Source organism: Corynebacterium sp. CTNIH16 (assembly GCF_032821655.1).
Classification (GTDB): Bacteria; Actinomycetota; Actinomycetes; order Mycobacteriales; family Mycobacteriaceae; genus Corynebacterium; species Corynebacterium marquesiae.
The window spans coordinates 1-15856 of sequence record NZ_JAVBIG010000021.1 but is presented as its reverse complement, the minus strand read 5'-3'; the positions used below and the strand labels follow the sequence as shown (position 1 = coordinate 15856).

14 protein-coding genes and 1 tRNA gene are annotated in these 15856 nt (G+C 47.4%); 11 read left to right on the top strand and 4 right to left on the bottom strand.

The genetic code is table 11. The features are described from left to right. Window positions 1–193 precede the first annotated feature (193 nt). Window positions 194–266: transfer RNA gene (locus RAE04_RS11420), tRNA-Asn, on the bottom strand. 216 nt (window positions 267–482) lie between these two features. Between RAE04_RS11420 and RAE04_RS11415 the strand changes: the two genes are divergently transcribed. The 8 genes from RAE04_RS11415 to RAE04_RS11380 are packed head-to-tail and all read left to right on the top strand — an operon-like array spanning window position 483 to window position 9900. After that, complete coding sequence (locus RAE04_RS11415) at window positions 483–1799, top strand: glycosyltransferase family 4 protein (RefSeq protein WP_317027452.1); 1317 nt, start codon at window positions 483–485, stop codon at window positions 1797–1799. After that, complete coding sequence (locus tag RAE04_RS11410; RefSeq protein ID WP_317027451.1) at window positions 1774–3366, top strand: glycosyltransferase family 4 protein; 1593 nt, start codon at window positions 1774–1776, stop codon at window positions 3364–3366. The genes RAE04_RS11415 and RAE04_RS11410 overlap by 26 nt, the downstream gene beginning before the upstream one ends. Window positions 3367–3408: 42 nt before the next feature. Further along, a complete protein-coding gene (locus RAE04_RS11405) occupies window positions 3409–4569 on the top strand; it encodes a glycosyltransferase family 4 protein (protein ID WP_317027450.1) in 1161 nt (386 codons plus the stop codon). Between the two features lie 9 nt (window positions 4570–4578). Beyond that, complete coding sequence (locus tag RAE04_RS11400) at window positions 4579–4962, top strand: hypothetical protein (protein ID WP_317027449.1); 384 nt, start codon at window positions 4579–4581, stop codon at window positions 4960–4962. A gap of 1 nt (window position 4963) precedes the next feature. Beyond that, window positions 4964–6715: a hypothetical protein gene (locus tag RAE04_RS11395; RefSeq protein WP_317027448.1), complete on the top strand. Its 1752-nt coding sequence runs from the start codon at window positions 4964–4966 to the stop codon at window positions 6713–6715. A gap of 2 nt (window positions 6716–6717) precedes the next feature. Continuing rightward, window positions 6718–8157: a hypothetical protein gene (locus tag RAE04_RS11390; protein WP_317027447.1), complete on the top strand. Its 1440-nt coding sequence runs from the start codon at window positions 6718–6720 to the stop codon at window positions 8155–8157. 32 nt (window positions 8158–8189) lie between these two features. Then, entirely contained in the window at window positions 8190–9071 is an 882-nt protein-coding gene (locus tag RAE04_RS11385; RefSeq protein ID WP_317027446.1) for an ABC transporter permease, read from the top strand. Between the two features lie 22 nt (window positions 9072–9093). Continuing rightward, the gene (locus tag RAE04_RS11380) at window positions 9094–9900 is read left to right on the top strand and encodes an ABC transporter ATP-binding protein (RefSeq protein WP_317027445.1); all 807 of its coding nucleotides are present in this window, start codon (window positions 9094–9096) and stop codon (window positions 9898–9900) included. Window positions 9901–9954: 54 nt separating this feature from the next. Here RAE04_RS11380 and RAE04_RS11375 read toward each other — a convergent pair whose 3' ends face one another. The 3 genes from RAE04_RS11375 to RAE04_RS11365 form a co-directional block, all read right to left on the bottom strand. Continuing rightward, complete coding sequence (locus RAE04_RS11375) at window positions 9955–10890, bottom strand: YqiA/YcfP family alpha/beta fold hydrolase (protein ID WP_317027444.1); 936 nt, start codon at window positions 10888–10890, stop codon at window positions 9955–9957. A 250-nt stretch (window positions 10891–11140) separates the two neighbouring features. Beyond that, window positions 11141–12397, bottom strand: a complete 1257-nt coding sequence (gene wecC / locus RAE04_RS11370; RefSeq protein ID WP_317027443.1) for a UDP-N-acetyl-D-mannosamine dehydrogenase — start codon at window positions 12395–12397, stop codon at window positions 11141–11143. 342 nt (window positions 12398–12739) lie between these two features. Then, window positions 12740–13597, bottom strand: a complete 858-nt coding sequence (locus tag RAE04_RS11365; RefSeq protein ID WP_317027442.1) for a hypothetical protein — start codon at window positions 13595–13597, stop codon at window positions 12740–12742. A gap of 525 nt (window positions 13598–14122) precedes the next feature. Between RAE04_RS11365 and RAE04_RS11360 the strand changes: the two genes are divergently transcribed. The 3 genes from RAE04_RS11360 to RAE04_RS11355 are packed head-to-tail and all read left to right on the top strand — an operon-like array spanning window position 14123 to window position 15568. Beyond that, window positions 14123–14584, top strand: a complete 462-nt coding sequence (locus RAE04_RS11360) for a hypothetical protein (RefSeq protein ID WP_317027441.1) — start codon at window positions 14123–14125, stop codon at window positions 14582–14584. Window positions 14585–14588: 4 nt separating this feature from the next. Beyond that, a complete protein-coding gene (locus RAE04_RS11745; protein WP_410493266.1) occupies window positions 14589–15044 on the top strand; it encodes a hypothetical protein in 456 nt (151 codons plus the stop codon). 47 nt (window positions 15045–15091) lie between these two features. Next, a complete protein-coding gene (locus RAE04_RS11355; RefSeq protein ID WP_317027440.1) occupies window positions 15092–15568 on the top strand; it encodes a hypothetical protein in 477 nt (158 codons plus the stop codon). The last annotated feature ends 288 nt before the right edge of the window (window positions 15569–15856 follow it).

Genomic DNA, 15856 nt, shown 5'->3' with positions numbered 1-15856 from the left:
ACGCCCAGCCCTCTACGACAACGCTATCGACACCGACTACACCCACTCAATCGGCATTCAAAAAGGCCAAATCTAACCCCCGCGACACGCCGAGCCAGACACACATTTTGACCCTTAACCCAAAATTGAAGCCCTGAAGAAATATAGGCAAAACGCAAATAATCCCGCTTAGTGCTACTAAGCGGGAGCTTTGCTCCTCCAACTGGGCTCGAACCAGTGACCCTTCGATTAACAGTCGAATGCTCTGCCAACTGAGCTATGGAGGATTATGCGTATGCTGTACATCGAACTCGGTGTTCTCTGTGCAACGAGAACTAACTATATATGGATTCGTGCGATACAACCAAATCGCCTGGTTGAAGCATTAAAACTAAAATATTCTGGTGGGTTTCCTCGTTTGCTGAGGTGAAGGTTTTGCGCAATTAATTCAGTGGTTGCCTGGTAGGCTTGCGGTGAAATTACGTACGAAAGGGAGCCGTGTCTTGAAGATTCTTGTGTTGTCGCACTACTGGTATCCGCAAAACGGAGTCCCGCAAAGGCGCTGGCAATGGTTAACATCAGTGTTGGTCAAGGCAGGCAACCAGGTGGATGTAGTTGCTCCACCAAGAAACTTTCGTAGAAATATGGGGATAGCTGAATGGTTCTGCTCTCTTCGTGAACTTAGAGCTCCCTATGGCAGGGGTGAAGGCGGGGCAGCGGGGGAACGTATCTTTAGAGTCGCAGCCGTACCTTCGTCCTCAAGTCTGACAGCTAGAGTTGTAAGTCAGATCTCAGTGGCGGCAGGGCAATTTTTCGTAACTTTGATTCGTGGCTTGGGCGGTTATAGGTCGAGGCCAGACGTGATCGTTGGTACGGTTCCCGCGCTACCCACAGCCATGGTTACCTATGCAGCAGCGAAAATTTTACGAATCCCGTATGTAATTGATTTACGAGATGCATGGCCGGACCTTTTGCACGAGTCGCACAGGTGGAATGAGAGTGTTGGCTCGGTATCTTTGCGGCAAAAAATCCTTAGTAAAGGACCTCTGCAACTAATCAAAGTTTTGACTGAGATGGCTTTGGACAAATCATTGTTTGAAGCGGATGGAGTTATGGTGACTTCGTCATGGCTTCAAGACGAATTGGCAGAGAAATTTGGTGCACGGGTAGCTTCAAAGAAGCCAAAATTGGTTACTGTGAGAAACGTTTTTCCGCGGGGGACGAATTTTGAAAAGACTAGCATTTCTCGGTCTTCTCGATCTGAAATTAACGTCCTTTACGCGGGGACTATTGGGCGAGCGCAAAATTTGGAGAATGTGCTTAAGGCTGTAAAAATTGCGCAAGAGTTGGGCGTCGATGTGAATTTGCGAATTATTGGGGCGGGGGACGGAAAGACAAACTTGATCTATCGAGCCAAAGACCTTGGGGTGTCCGCGACTTTTGAAAAGCAGAGGTCAGCAAGGGAAATGGATGAGCCTTATTCTTGGGCGGATACGGCGTTGGTTCACTTAGCTGATTGGGAGCCGCTTCTGAGGACTGTCCCTTCAAAAACCTACGAACTGATGGCAGCGAAGATGCATATTTCAGGGGTAGTCCAAGGGGAAACCGCTGAGCTAATCCGAACAACAGGCGCTGGTGACATTGTGTCACCAAACGAGCCAAGGGCTCTCGCCAATTTGTGGAAGAGGCTTGCTAATGACCCTAGCGCTTTAATGCCGCGAGAAGAAGCGTCCACTTGGCCCTACAAAGAGCGTAACGAGGTTGCCGAAGTAAACGTTGTGAGCTTATTGGAAAGTGTTCATCGAGATGCCGAGTTTTAAATTTGTTTCTAAACAGTGGATCTTTTTATTCGAGACAGCTGTAAGAATGGCACAAGAAGATCCAGCAGCGCTATACAATAATGTGTTGGAAAAGATTCGTCAGCGTGCTGGGCTGGACAAACTCGATAAATTACTTTCAAAGATGAAGATTAGCCGAAGTGTGCTTGAGGGCGACGATGAGCACCGTCGGGGAGAGCTTTCGCAAGCTATTTTTCTTTATAGTTCAGCAACGGGAATTAAGGAAAAGGCTGGAAAAAGATTTGCTAGACGCTTAGAGCAGCAAAAGTCACAGTTAAAGCAGGAGATCGCCCCTTGCTTAGAGAAACGGGCTGCCAATAGCGACCGTTCCTGCAAACCCAACGATGGAACAGTGCTTTGGTTCCTAAACAACAGCCTTCCATTTACAAAGTCGGGATATACTTATCGAACCCATAGTTCTTTAAAGGCTATTCAAAATACTGGGACGCCAGTTCAAGGTGTTACACGATTGGGGTACCCAGTCGTGATTGGATCGATTGCTTCTACTCCTTTTTCAACGGTTGATGGAGTTCGATATCGCCGATTGATTCCTATTAGGTATCCATCCACTTTGACGGAGAGAAGTGAGCTTGCTGCGGAGATGTTGATTGGGTGTGCCCGAGATTTAGATGCCCGGATTCTCCACACAACAACTGACTTCAAGAATGCTCAAATAGTCTCGCGGGCAGCCGAAAAGCTGGGTGTTCCTTGGGTGTATGAAGTACGAGGAGAACTTGAAAATACTTGGCTTTCGAAGGTGCAGGAAGAGGAGCGAGAAATCGCTCGCCAATCCGAGTACTATAATTTGGCTCGGGCGAGAGAAACCGAGGCGATGAAGGCAGCGAGTGCCGTAGTGGTTCTTAGTGAAGTGTCCAAAGCGAATTTGGTAACTCGTGGAGTTGAGGCTTCCAAGATTTTTGTAGTTCCTAATGCAATCGATGATCAAGATCTATATCGCGACATTGACGTTCCAAAGCTTAGAGCAGAGCTGGGATTAGACAGCGATTCTAAATGGTTCGGGTCGGTGACTTCAGTGGTGGGGTATGAAGGCCTCGAGCTAGCGATCCGAGCGTTAACTCAACTCGACAAAAATTGGAATCTGCTAATCGTGGGGGATGGAACTGAATTACCAAACCTAAGGAAACTCGCTGAAGATTTAGAGGTACGGAATAGGGTCCTCTTTGCTGGGCGCCAGGAAAACGCAGATATCTGGAAATGGTATGCAGTCTTAGATGTCTTTGTTACTCCTCGGATCGATGCTCAGGTTTGTAGAAACGTAACGCCATTGAAACCACTTTTGGCAAAGGCTCTCGGAGTGCCGACTGTTTGCTCAGATCTTCCGGCGCTTAGAGAGGTAGCAGGTGCAGGAGGCCTATTTTTCCCTCCTGGTGATTTGAATCAATTTGTATATCAAATTAAACAGGCGATGGGCGATGAAGAACTGATCAGGCTAGGGAAACAATGGGTGAAAGGACGGACATGGAAAGCAAATGCGAGCCGCTATAGAGAGATTTATACTTACTTGGAAGGAAACGATTCTCAAAGTTAGGCGTGAGCCAAACTTTGAGATAGTCAAGAAGGAGAACACCTAATGCCCGAAAAACTATTAGTTATTTGTAACGCCTATCCTAGTGAGCAGGCTCTATACCGAAATGGATTCATACATAGACGAGTCAAAGCCTACCAAGAGGCTGGATTAGAAGTCGAAGTTTTCTATAATCACGAACCGGTGCGGCAGGCTTATGAATACGAATTTGATGGCGTCCGAGTGACGGTTGGAAATGAAGGTGCTCTCGAATTACATGTGGCCAGTAATGACTTTGATGGGTACCTAATACATTTTGCGGAGCCCCAGCGTATTCGACCTTTGCAGAAATTGAAAGTTAAAAAACCGGTCATTGTTTGGGTTCATGGTTTTGAAGCGGAAGCTTGGTACCGTAGGTGGTTTAATTTCATAAATACATCGGAAGATATAAAGGCAGCCCTAGAAAAGAAAGATACTTATTATTTAAAGCAAAACGCTTTCTTCCATGACCTTATGACGCAGGAAGAATTAAACGTTAGCTTCGTTAATGTCTCGAAATGGTTTCAAAAGTATGTCGTAGAACCCGATAATGGTGCTGAATTCCGAAATTCGACGGTCATTCCGAATTTGGTAGATGAGGAAGTATTTCCATATCGCGAAAAAGAAGATAATAAGCGTTTCAAAATCCTGAGTATCCGCCCATTCGCCTCGCTAAAGTACGCAAATGATCAGACTGTTGGTGCCATACTTGAACTTTCAAAGCGGCCGTATTTTAAGGCTCTTAGCTTTACAATATGTGGAAGCGGTCCGATGTTCGATCAGACAGTCGAACCGCTTCGTCAGTTCGATAACGTCAAGTTGGAAAATAGGTTCTTTACGCAGGAAGAAATCCGTGACCTGCATGCCGAGCATGGTATTTTCCTAAGCCCGACTCGTTTTGATTCGCAAGGTGTGTCAATGTGTGAAGCTTCGTCTTCAGGGTTGGTCACTATTAGCAGCGAAGTAGCTGCCGTTCCCGAATTTATCGAGCACCGTGTATCAGGTCTGCTGGCTCAACCTGAGTCAATAAATGATTTGGCAGACTTAATCGAGGAACTCTACTTCGACGCGGAGCTCTTTCAACGCTTATCAAAGCAGGGCTCACTGGCGATGTTAGAAAAATGTGGGCGGAAGGCCACGATTGGCGCAGAAGTTGATTATATTCGTTTGCAACTGAATAAAAGTTAGGAAGCACTTATGAATTATGACGAGCAAGAGATTGTTTGGCGGGATCGGTACTACGAATTGGAAAGAACGCTAGAACAGGTGATTCGCCAAGTCGGAAAATCTATGAAGTCTTCGAGGGAAGGATGTCATGCCAAGTTTGGATTGAGGAAAATTGTAACGCATGAATTCCTGGGGACGCCACAAATAATCTGTGTTGCTAACGGGGAGAATCTAGAGTATGCCTTTGATTTTATGCGTGACGGTGAAGTAGTAGAGAGTATCAACTTTCAGCGGTCAAACTGCGTACCAGTCGCACTTGGGCAACGCTTGGGAGCTAATGAGTGTTTTGTGAGAGTGAAAACCAACGCTCCAGGATTTCGAGGCCAAATTCAGACTAAAAAGGTAGCAATTTAAAATGAATCATTCATATGAGCGGAAAGATTTTCGCGTCTTAGTTTCTGGGTATATCAACGTTAACGTTGTCGATGGGTCTGCCTTTTTTCTAGCAGGCGTTTGCTCGATGCTGGCTGGGGTGTCTTCAGTAAGAGTTACTCTACTGACTGCTAACCCAATTCGGAAAACAGAAGTATTAGACGAAGTTCTTTATTATGAAAACGTTTCTATTTTGGACCCGTTTGCTTCGAAAAACCGTGCACTATTCTCCAACGCCCCATCGGGGGAAAGAATGCAAAGGCGCGAGTATGCTCGAGCGATAGGTGAGATAGAAAAAGACTTCGATTCAATCCTCTTGCGTGACACAGAAACGGCTTTCTACCTAGTTAAGGAATTTCCGGAAGTAGCATCCAAACTGTCCGTATACGTAACTGGTATTACTACGGTCAATGAAAGCGTTGATGATGATATAGTTCAAATGCTACGAGTATTAAGAGATTCTGGGGTCAAATTCCTCTGTCAGACTCAGGCGATACTTCAAAGACTGTCTCGGCTGTTGCCGTCACATGATCAGGAAAAGCTTGCTCTATTGCCTCCGCATGTCCCTGATGCGGAAGGAACTTTCGAAGAACTTTATCATTACAGTAAGCACCCTGACCGATTTGTTTACACAGGAAAGTTTTTCAAAGCTTGGAATACCGACCTGATCCTGGCATCCTTCAAGTCGGTAGCTGCATCTGGAAGTTGTTTGACCCTGGATATTGCCGGTGATCAGTTCCGGAGGAGCGAGGACGATCCTTACTTCGTCGACAATAACCGTTGGCTAATGGATTCCACTCCGGGGGTGACATGGCACGGACGAGTACCGCGCTTGACCTCGCGTTCCCTCATTTCAGCTGCGCAAATTGGCGTTGGTTGGCGGGCTGAGTCGATGAATAACAGTTCGGAACTATCGACAAAAATACTCGAGTATGGAGCATTAGCTAGGCCTTCCATCATAAACCGTACGCCCTTGCACGAGCAGTTGCTCGGAGATGACTACCCACTTTTCGTCAACTCTATTTCTGAATTTAAAGAATTGCTGTTGACTCTTCCTGATCGCCCAAACGATGTGGAAGAAGCAGCAAAGAGATGCTTTAACGTCGCAAAAGGCCATTCTTACTCATCAATTCGTGGTCAGCTTTTGCGCCATCTTGGGAATACGCCTCCTCAAGCTTTTAAGGAGTCTTCGTTTGCACTAACCTCAAGGCAACACAATATGAGCCAGATTCCCGAAGCAGGTCTCGTGAATGTTCACGGTGGAATCTGTTGGGTTGATCCAGCTATCGAAGGACGGGACCCCGTCGCACAGCAACTCTCCGAACTTGCGCAGGATGAAGGATTAGCGCAAAAGTTGCCGGCTTTACTACGCAAACGCGCAGCTGAAATCGAAGTGCGACACAATCGGATTGTTCAAGAGAGCCCGCAAGCTTTAACGACCGCAACGCGAATCCCTGAGAACGGTCTCACAGAACAGCCCATAGGGAAGAATCAGTCGGCTATTTCCAAGTTGGCGCACCTGCGAGAAGAAAAGAGGGTGCTTGAAGAGCGCTTGGCTACATCTGAACGGCGATTGGATGCCCTGCGAAATTCAAAGCTCGGACGTGTTCAGGTTGAAATCTGGAAAAGTCGGCGGGGTCTTCATACATTGCCTAAAGAAAATATAAAGGAAAAGGCAAATGCTCTAACAGGGATCTCGAGACATTTGCGTCACTGGCGACAGAACGGGAGTTAAAAATGGCTAATGCCGACCGTTTTAAATCGATAAAAGCCCCTGCGAATTTATCTTGGCGTCGACTGTTTTTGTGGTGGGGTGAGCGTATCGAAGCTGACAGCGGGGCTCGGTATACGGTGGACCTTTCTTTGCTTGAGGATGACCAAGCGGAAGCATTGAACCAGGTTATTTTGGCTTGTGGACACGGGACCAATTACTCTCCTTCGCGCGAGCTTCTCGAGCCAGCCGCGAGGAGGTTTTTGCTGGTCGAGACCATCTTCGCCGACACTGAAACAAGCCGCGATGCGCTTTCAAAGCTATTGACAATGTATCGGGAAACGCTTGAATCGATTGCGAATCAACATTTTATTGTCAATAGTACGGCGCTCCATGTGACGTATTGTTCTGTTGACAAGCTTCAAGAGTTTCTTTCCTTGTCTCGATTGATTAACGCTCTTAACAGGCAATCATCTTTCTTCACATTCTTACTGGTTCCGTACATTCATCCGCGGGAAGGCTACCCTCAGGCGGATACTGGGCATATTGATGCAGTCCGTCTCCCCAACAAATTCTATTCAGATAACGCTAAGAAACTCACCGCAAAGACATTGTGCCGACTGCGGATGGAATCCAATTTGGATTTTGCAACGAGTATCAGAGCTGCGATTGATGACGATGACCGATGGCTTCCTTGGGCTGCGTCGGAAATATTCCAAATAGCTGATGCGGCAGCCGAGCAAGGAGGTCGTGCGACCAAGGCGATCGGTGTGGCAAATCAGTTAGTTTATTACCCTGCCGGAGCGGGACAGGTCGATTTGGCTGAATGGGACCTAGTCATGACTGGGTCTAAGTTTTTCTCTGCCAATGATTTTAAGAAACTTGAGGAGCTTACCCCGTGGATGCTTCCTGAAGCTTTCACTGAGGTGCAAGCGCGCGCCTTCAGGGGTCTGGGGGTTGATCTCAGAGTGATTAGAGGAGGCAAAGCTTTTTTCCTCTATGTTCGATCTTATGGGAATCTATCGGGCATGCTCAAAACAGACCATTATCTTGGTGGGGCGATGAGTAGAGAGGGTGTCGGAACGTTTGTCGATACTCAGAATGCGGCAATGACTTTAGTTCAAAACGCACAAGCGAACTGCGCAACGAATGCGTACGATTTTTCAGTTGACCCTCCTTCCCTCACCGTACGTGGAGAGTACGATAAGGTGACCGGAAAGCTCCGGGTCGACGGGAACTTCACCGAATATTTGAATGGCCGTGGGATTTCAAATCCTGCTGAAATTACGGCCGTGGTGAACGTTGGAACGGATAAAGGAAGAACCGAACTTATAAGACCACTTGAGACACCGCTACTGTATGATGCGGAGAATTGGACGTCAAGGGCTTTGCTTAGGCTTGAAGACTCCACAGGCGATAATATTGGTTCAGCTTGGATAAGGGGAAAAGCCCCGTTCCTTTCCTAGGCTAAGTTCCTAACTGATGGATTGAGGATTTTGTGGACGAGTCTGTTAAACGCGAGCCGAGGCGGAAACTGATGATAATCGATGACGCAGGTCTTCGGCCTGTGTCTTTTAGGCCTCCATTGAAGGACTATCTAGAGAATCTATGGAATAGGCGACACTTTATTTGGGAAGAAGCGAAAGGAAAGTCGTCAACCAATAACCGAGATATGATTCTCGGGCGTGCATGGAACGTCCTCAGCCCCTTGCTTAACTCTGCGATGTACGGAGTCATTTTCGGTCTCTTACTCAAGACTTCCCGAGGCATTGATAATTTCATCGGATACTTGATTATTGGTCTTGTCTTTTTCGGATTTATGAGTCAAGGCCTTAACGGAGGCGCGGGGTTGATTCAGTCGTCGAAGGGTCTAGTTTCCTCTTTCAAATTCCCCAGAGCGGCTCTTGCATTTTCTCTCACGACTAAAAATTTTTTACAGAATATAGTTCCGGCGTTAGTAGCCATTTTTTTTGGTCTTGTCTTCCAATATCCTGATGTCTTGAAGCCTAGCGCGTTTTTGGTCATCCCTATTTTCGTTTTGATGCACGTCTTTTCTTGTGGACTTTCCTTAGTCGTGGCTCGTATAACTGCGTTTATTCCTGATTTGAAAGCTATTCTGACTTTCGTGTCGCGGGCGTGGTTCTATACTTCAGGTGTATTCTTTTCGATTGATCGTTTTACATCCAACGCCACAGCGCAAGCTATTTTGGAGCTCAATCCAGCCTTTTATTTCTTACAGTCTGTACGAGGCGTGGTGCTTTATTCTGAATTGCCATCGCTAAAAGTTTGGGCCTATATGTTCGCAAGTGCTTTTGGCATGTTAGCTATTGGGATTATTTTCTTTTGGCGGGCAGAAGCGAGGTATTCCAATGTCCGCTGAATATTCGGTAGTCGCAAGGAACTTGAATAAGATCTATCGGGTGCCAGTAAATGAGGGTAGGCGACTCGAGGGGCTACTTCCTTCAAAAAAGCGCTCAGTTCATGCGGTCAAGGGCGTCAGCTTTGCCACGGAAAAGGGGCAAGCAATAGGCATTCTTGGAAAAAATGGATCAGGAAAGTCAACATTGCTTCGAATGTTGGCGGGAATCGAGACTCCGACTTCAGGTGAAGTGCTAGTGGGCGGCACACCGTCGCTTCTGGGTGTATCGGCTGCTTTGCAGCCCAAGCTGACAGGAATGGAAAATATTAAGCTTGGTTTGCTAGCCATGGGGATCTCGAAGGATGCTTTGCCCGCATTTATTTCCGAAGTAAAGAAGATATCGAGCCTTGAAGAAGAAGCATTGATTCGGCCGATGAATACATATTCTTCTGGTATGTCGGCCCGTTTGACGTTCGCTATCGCTACATCTAGGAACCCAGAAATTCTAATGGTTGACGAGGCTTTGGGAACCGGAGACGCTACCTTTGCCGACACAGCCAAAAAACGTATGTCTGAACTACTTGACAATGCCGGCACAGTCTTCATGGTGTCTCATAGTGCGAAAACCTTGCGGAGAACCTGTAAGCAGGCAATCTGGCTCCATGACGGAAGGATCGTCATGGAGGGGTTACTCAGCGAGATTTCCCCAGAATACGCCAAATGGGGTGAGTGTATTACCCAGAAAAAGTTTGAAAGGGCGCAGCAGATTGTTGACTACAATAGAGCGCAGTACGTGGAGCCGGCTGTAGTCTTTGAAAGCGAAGCCGCGAAGTTTCTCAACAGAAAATAGCGAATTTCTGAAACAAGTTCAGTCAATATCGTTTCATTGTCCCAAAGCAGCAAATCAGTCTCCGTGGTTTTGGAATCCTGATTTTTGGTAGGCCTCTGGGACGGTGCATCTCAGGTCGGCTAAGTTTTGGACTACTGTGTGTAGAATTTGCTTTGGGTAGGGAACATGCCCATCTCCAATGCCGTCAGTCCTGGTCCAGAGTTTCGGATCGGGGCTGAGCGCCTTACAGAAAGGGATGAATTGCCCCTGGTAGTAGTCTGTATCGCCCGAATTTTGAAGAATTCCTATATGATTCGTTAGAGCTTCAGGATAAAAATCGGCCGCGTTTTCTTGCACGTAAGTTGCTTTGAGCCTCGAGATTTGGGTTCGACCTGAGGCTTTATACGCGTGAACTAAGAAGTCTCCCAATTTCGGTGTGGGGCGGGTCGCAAGATTTAATCTGGGATTGATGCAGAGAACTGCTGCATCGGAGAAAAATCGGCTAAAGTTCACAGCAGCATAGCCACCGCCCGAAGAACCAGCCAGAATTACACGTTTAGTATTAAGACTCTCGACCGCATGGTGAAGCAGAGATTTCGCATAGTTCGGAAATGAACCAAGGGGCTTTACGCCGATGTACCAACCTAATCGGAGCTTGTCGGTGTACGCTAGGGTCGGATCGGAAATTGAGATAAGGTTCGCGTTAGCCGCTTCTGCCAGCCCATCTCCCACAAGGACTGGGAATGTGCTGGATTTTGTGACAGAAGCGTGAAAGAAGATCAGGGTAGTACCAGAACCGCGATTTTTTACCAAAATATCTAGAAGTAGATTCCCGGCTTGAATTGTGTGCAATCCACTGGATACAGGATTGTCCAAAAACTCTTGTTTGGAAGGGTACAGTTTTCCAATTCCCCATCGATGAGTATCTCTGACTCGCATTCGACTCCGATTTTTGGGTTGTGGGAAGCTCGCAGTGAGCGGTGTGATGGAACTTAGGATATTTTCGGTCAATGGAGAGCTAATTCTTCGCCAGAATGGACGCAAGCGGGGTAAGAAAGGAATACGTCTAGTCGGACTTACTTGGTCGTGAATATTGCGACTGTCAAGAACGTTCTATCTACCTTTAGAAAGGCTCGTAGACTAAACAAACGCCTTTGTGGCAAACATGCCCGTACGTATATGCTGGAGTGATTTTCCCTACCATCGATAAACTTGATCACTTAAGTAGGTTTCATCGGCTTTGAGGACTTTAGCTGCATTTTTATGTCCAGAGCCCTTTGGTGTCGATGATGGTCTTTCCTGTTAGAAGCGACGGATTAATAGATTTGAACTCATCATGGTCTACCAAAAGGGTGATAACTTCCGCTGCTTCGATCGCTTCTTTAGCGCTGGATAGCTTCACGTTTTTCTTGTTGGCCAAGCCAGTTGGGAGTTTTTGGATGTTAGGCTCCACAACTAGTACTTGCTTTTCAGGCAATTTTGCAGCAATCTCCGTGGCTATATCCAGCGACGGAGATTCTCGTAGATCGTCGATATTAGCCTTGAAGGCAAGGCCAAGAACTGCAATGACATTATTGGCGGATTTTTGGGCAGCCTCCATCACTTTCCTGAGAACCCAATTAGGCTTCCCATCATTGACCTTCCTGGCGGTGTGGATGAGCTGTGCTTCTTCTGGTGCGGCGGAAACGATAAACCAAGGATCTACTGCAATGCAATGCCCGCCTACTCCGGGTCCCGGTTGAAGAATGTTAACTCGTGGGTGGTGGTTGGCGAGGTTAATTAACTCCCATACGTTAATACCGAGGCGGTCCGAAATTACAGATAGCTCATTGGCAAATGCGATATTGACGTCTCTGAATGAATTCTCGGTGAGCTTAGCCATCTCAGCAGTTACGTCATCCGTGGCTAGCAGCTGACCTTTGCAGAAGCTCGCATAGATTTCGGTCGCACGGCGTGTAGCTTCTTTAGATTGCCCACCAATAATCCGGTCATTCGATTTTAGCTCCTCTATAGCTTGACCAGGAAGAATTCGTTCGGGGCAGTGTGCAAAGTAGAGAGTTTTCTCACTAGCGGCGACACCCTCTTTGTCGGCCTGTAAGTCCGGGCGAAGCTCGAGAATTCTAGACGCCATCTTTTGGGTGGTCAGAGGGGGAGAAGTTGATTCCAGTACGATCAATTCATTTCCCTCAAGTTGCGGAGCTATTGCTTCCGCGGCCGAGTAGATGAATTTCATATCAATGTCATGCCCCTCTGTGAAAGGGGTTGGAACTGCCACGATGTAGGTATCGGCATGTACTTGTTCCGTGGTGGCTCTGAAATTTCCAGTTGAGAGCGCATGGCGCAATTCTTCTTCCAAGCCTGGTTCGATTATGGTTACTTCGCCACGGTTAATTTTTTCTACGTTAGGGGCGTTCACATCTACGCCAGTAACCTTTAGGCCCGCATTTGCCATGACGACTGCCGTCGGCAAGCCAATATATCCAAGGCCTACAAAGGCCACGTGTGGAGTTGAACTCATTTTGTCCTCTATTCGTCTATTCCTCGTAGGATTCCGCTGAGAAAGATTATACGTAAGACTATCTGCGCTCTCTGCTTAGGCTATCGTGATGTCAGTCTGATCGATGCAGCTATTCTGATTTTGTTTTTTAAATGTCCCATACTTTTTCCTTATATGACTCGAAAAGCGTATTGGAAATAGAAGGTGAGAATAGAGATTAAGTGTGCGCGCTTCGAACCAAGTGGATTTTGAAGGCTGTAAAAGTGGATTGCTGTCAGCGGTGAGCCGAATAACGCGCGCACCTTGTTTAGAACCTACGGTCGCCCTGCAGGTGTGTTTTAGTCTATAGCGTGGGAAGTGAAACTAATTGGGGCGTATAAACCCAGCCGCCTTTATGGCTTCTGACTGAGGTACTGAAGGGGTTGCAAGCTCTCGGACGATTTCAATAAGTTTGTCTCTAGGTATTGGCACATGCCCGTTACCATCGAAATCGAGACGTTCAGCTATATCAAGGTCGCCAGTACGAGATTTTACAAACGGCGCATGGTTTTTCTCGAGAAATTCAGAGTCTCCAGTATTGTGGTACATAGCTGCATGGAATTGGGCCGAACTTGGTATTACGTCGGCGAGATTTATACCGTACTCGGAGCTGATTCTCTGGTATGGAGTTCTTCCGACAGCTCCATGACATTTAGTCATATAAGTCGCCCAGTCTTGATCTTGGCCTTGGCTCAGATCGAGGCGGGGATTCACGGTTAAGGCGATAGAGTTTGGAAAATCAGCGGCATAATTCATGGCTGCGTATCCGCCTCCGGAATTGCCAAAGAAAATTAAGCGCTTGGGATGAAACGCTTCGATTGCCTCGCTCAAAATCGGGTGGAGGATTGGCTTCAGATGTCCGATGGCTCGGTTGCCTAGGTACCAACCAAGAGATACCTCATGATTCAAGCCGACACTTGGATCGGCTACTGCAAGCAGGTTAACTCCCGCCTCGCCTGTAAACTTTTCGCCTACAAGCGTAGGGAAAGAGGTTCGAACAGATATGCGATGTTGGAATGTAACCACCGTTGTGCTCGAACCGCGATCCCTGATTAGGATATCGAGGAGTTGATTTCCAATCTGGATGGTATGCAGGCCATCAGTTGCCTCATTCCTCGACCAGAATGCAGGGGATGGGTATAGTTTTCCGACCCCCCACCTGGATGTGTCTCGTTTCCTCATGGAGAAAATGCTACAGGACTTTTCAAAGTCCATGGTTAATCGATTGCTCAGTTGTCTTTGCCTCATGGAGGTGGCTGGTGGAACAAAGTTCCAAATATCGGGTGCGCAGCGAATGTTGACTTACAGTCTCCCTGCTCAGCATTATCCGTTGCCTTCTTAAAATGTCTTCAATAGAAGGGTCAATGTTTTCGAGTACTAGTCTTGGGGTGTTCCTATATTTGTTGTCAATACCATGGGTGAGGTTGTCGAGGGCGTGAGGTGCTGCTGTTTTGCCATGTAGGTGTTGTTTTCGGGCATCTTGAGGAAGCGATTGGGCTTGCTGTGCAATCGCCTTGGGGTGAGGTCTGTTGCAAACTAAGCCGACAACAGGCACGCCTGGTACCTAGAACCAAGAGTATAAAGACTGGTACAGCCAAATGTGGAGTATTTCTTCGCGTTAAAAGGTCTGCGGGTTTGTAAATGGTCACGAGCAAGCATGGAACCTATGTGGGTATGTTGGGTGCCAAAATGTAAGGGAAGAGAGAAGTGAACAAGCACTACTTGAATTTTCTCCATCAAGGTGAGCGGCTCTCGGGGTTCTTAACTTGGAAGTATGAACGAGAAACCTTTTCGGTGCCTGGCGTACTCTGCTTAGAAGAGGCTCGGCAGGTCGTAATTAGATTGATCCTGCACAGTGATTCGCCGATGAAGTTAGCTTTCGACACCAGTTTATATATGGAAGCGAACGGGGAAGAAGTCAAGCCAATTTCCATTCCTGAAGTCTGCGCTTTTGAGTCGACGGGCGGAGTATTGACATTAATACAAGCGCGGGCGTATCAAGGGCACACGGAGGTAATAGGAAATCCCATTGAAATCGCCCTTCGCCCTCGATTTGCGATTTCCATGTTTGTCGAGCCGCCTTATTGGAAAAACCCTGTAGGGCTGCGCGCTGAGATCGGGGGGGCTAGAGGAATGGATCAGCTCTGGGATTTCTGGACGGTTCATTAACCTAGTGAGAGATACTGAAACATACGCGTCTAAAGACAAAATAACTCTCGAGTCGTTTGACTATAAAACGCAGGATTTTCCCCTCGTGGAGGATGAACTATGTGTGAGTATAAAGCCCTACTCCAGGCCCTCTCACAAAGAACGAGTTAATGAAATCAGTATCCAGTGTCGTTCTATGCTGGAAGTTCGCTCGAACCAGAACGGCATGAGTTGGAAAGCCGGGCTAAGGGAACTTCGGAACTTTCAGGAATTACTGATGCTACTGTCGTGGACGTCCCTGGAGGCTACGAACCTAGAGGGAAAATTCAGACAAGAGACTTCGCAAAATGAAAGCTTTTGGGAAGTATCAATTTTCCTTGTCCTCCAAAGGCATCGTCAGTCGGCGAATGGGCTAGTATTTTTAACTCAAGCTTCGCGGCGATGGACACAAGGTTGCCGAAGCCGAGAAGGGATTTCATAATCCCCTATAGCGAATTTGATCAGTCAATGATGGATGCTTGGCGATCAATGCGTGAAAATAAATACCACGCTATCCAGCTTTTTATTCAAACTATCGAAAATCCCAAGATGGCCCCTGAAGTGAAGGCGTTGCAGTTAGGCGCGGGGATTGAGGCTCTAGGTTTTAAGCTAAAGGAGGACACTAGCAGTATCTCGACTGCTGATCATAAGAAAGCTTTTCAGCTTTTTCGCTTAGTGGGGGTGACCGCGAAAAATCTACTCCCAGATCTTTTCGAGGAGTGGTCGGATGAAGCAAATTTCGTCTATCAAGCAATGAAGCACCTAAATCGAGTGCTCCCAGAAACAGGGGAAATCGCGAGGATTAACTCTCTTTCGGAATTGGCAATCCAGGCATGTCTCGCTGACGAGCTTGGTGCTAGCGAAGCGACCATCAAGAGCTTCCTAAAGGAACGTGCATCACAGTTGCCGACATACACACGAATCAAAGACCCGTCTGAAATCAATGTTAACGGAGCGGATTATTAAGCTATAGCGTGCACTGGACTAATGATTTCGTTCTCGGATAAACGGGGGAGTTTATCAATTTGCTGTAAACCACAAGTTTGCATAACCACTGGCAGCAAAACTCCATTCCGATGCTCCACACTAGATGCAGTGTGGTGGCGGAGATGAAGCCGTCGGCACGGGGTCTCTAGTGCTGTGATGCCGCCGTTGAGGATTGAGGCAATGAGCAGGAGGGGATGCCCATTGCGGCGGTAACGGCGATGTAGGGGGCTAGTTGGGTAAGGATGGCGGGGTGGGGGAGGGCGTCGG

Excerpts from the sequence above, each read along its gene's own strand:
- RAE04_RS11355 (WP_317027440.1), top strand. The coding sequence starts at position 15,092 with ATGCGTGAAAATAAATACCACGCTATCCAGCTTTTTATTCAAACTATC.
- RAE04_RS11365 (WP_317027442.1), bottom strand. The coding sequence starts at position 13,597 with ATGAGGAAACGAGACACATCCAGGTGGGGGGTCGGAAAACTATACCCA.
- RAE04_RS11400 (WP_317027449.1), top strand. The coding sequence starts at position 4,579 with ATGAATTATGACGAGCAAGAGATTGTTTGGCGGGATCGGTACTACGAA.
- wecC (WP_317027443.1), bottom strand. The coding sequence starts at position 12,397 with ATGAGTTCAACTCCACACGTGGCCTTTGTAGGCCTTGGATATATTGGC.
- RAE04_RS11390 (WP_317027447.1), top strand. The coding sequence starts at position 6,718 with ATGGCTAATGCCGACCGTTTTAAATCGATAAAAGCCCCTGCGAATTTA.
- RAE04_RS11405 (WP_317027450.1), top strand. The coding sequence starts at position 3,409 with ATGCCCGAAAAACTATTAGTTATTTGTAACGCCTATCCTAGTGAGCAG.
- RAE04_RS11395 (WP_317027448.1), top strand. The coding sequence starts at position 4,964 with ATGAATCATTCATATGAGCGGAAAGATTTTCGCGTCTTAGTTTCTGGG.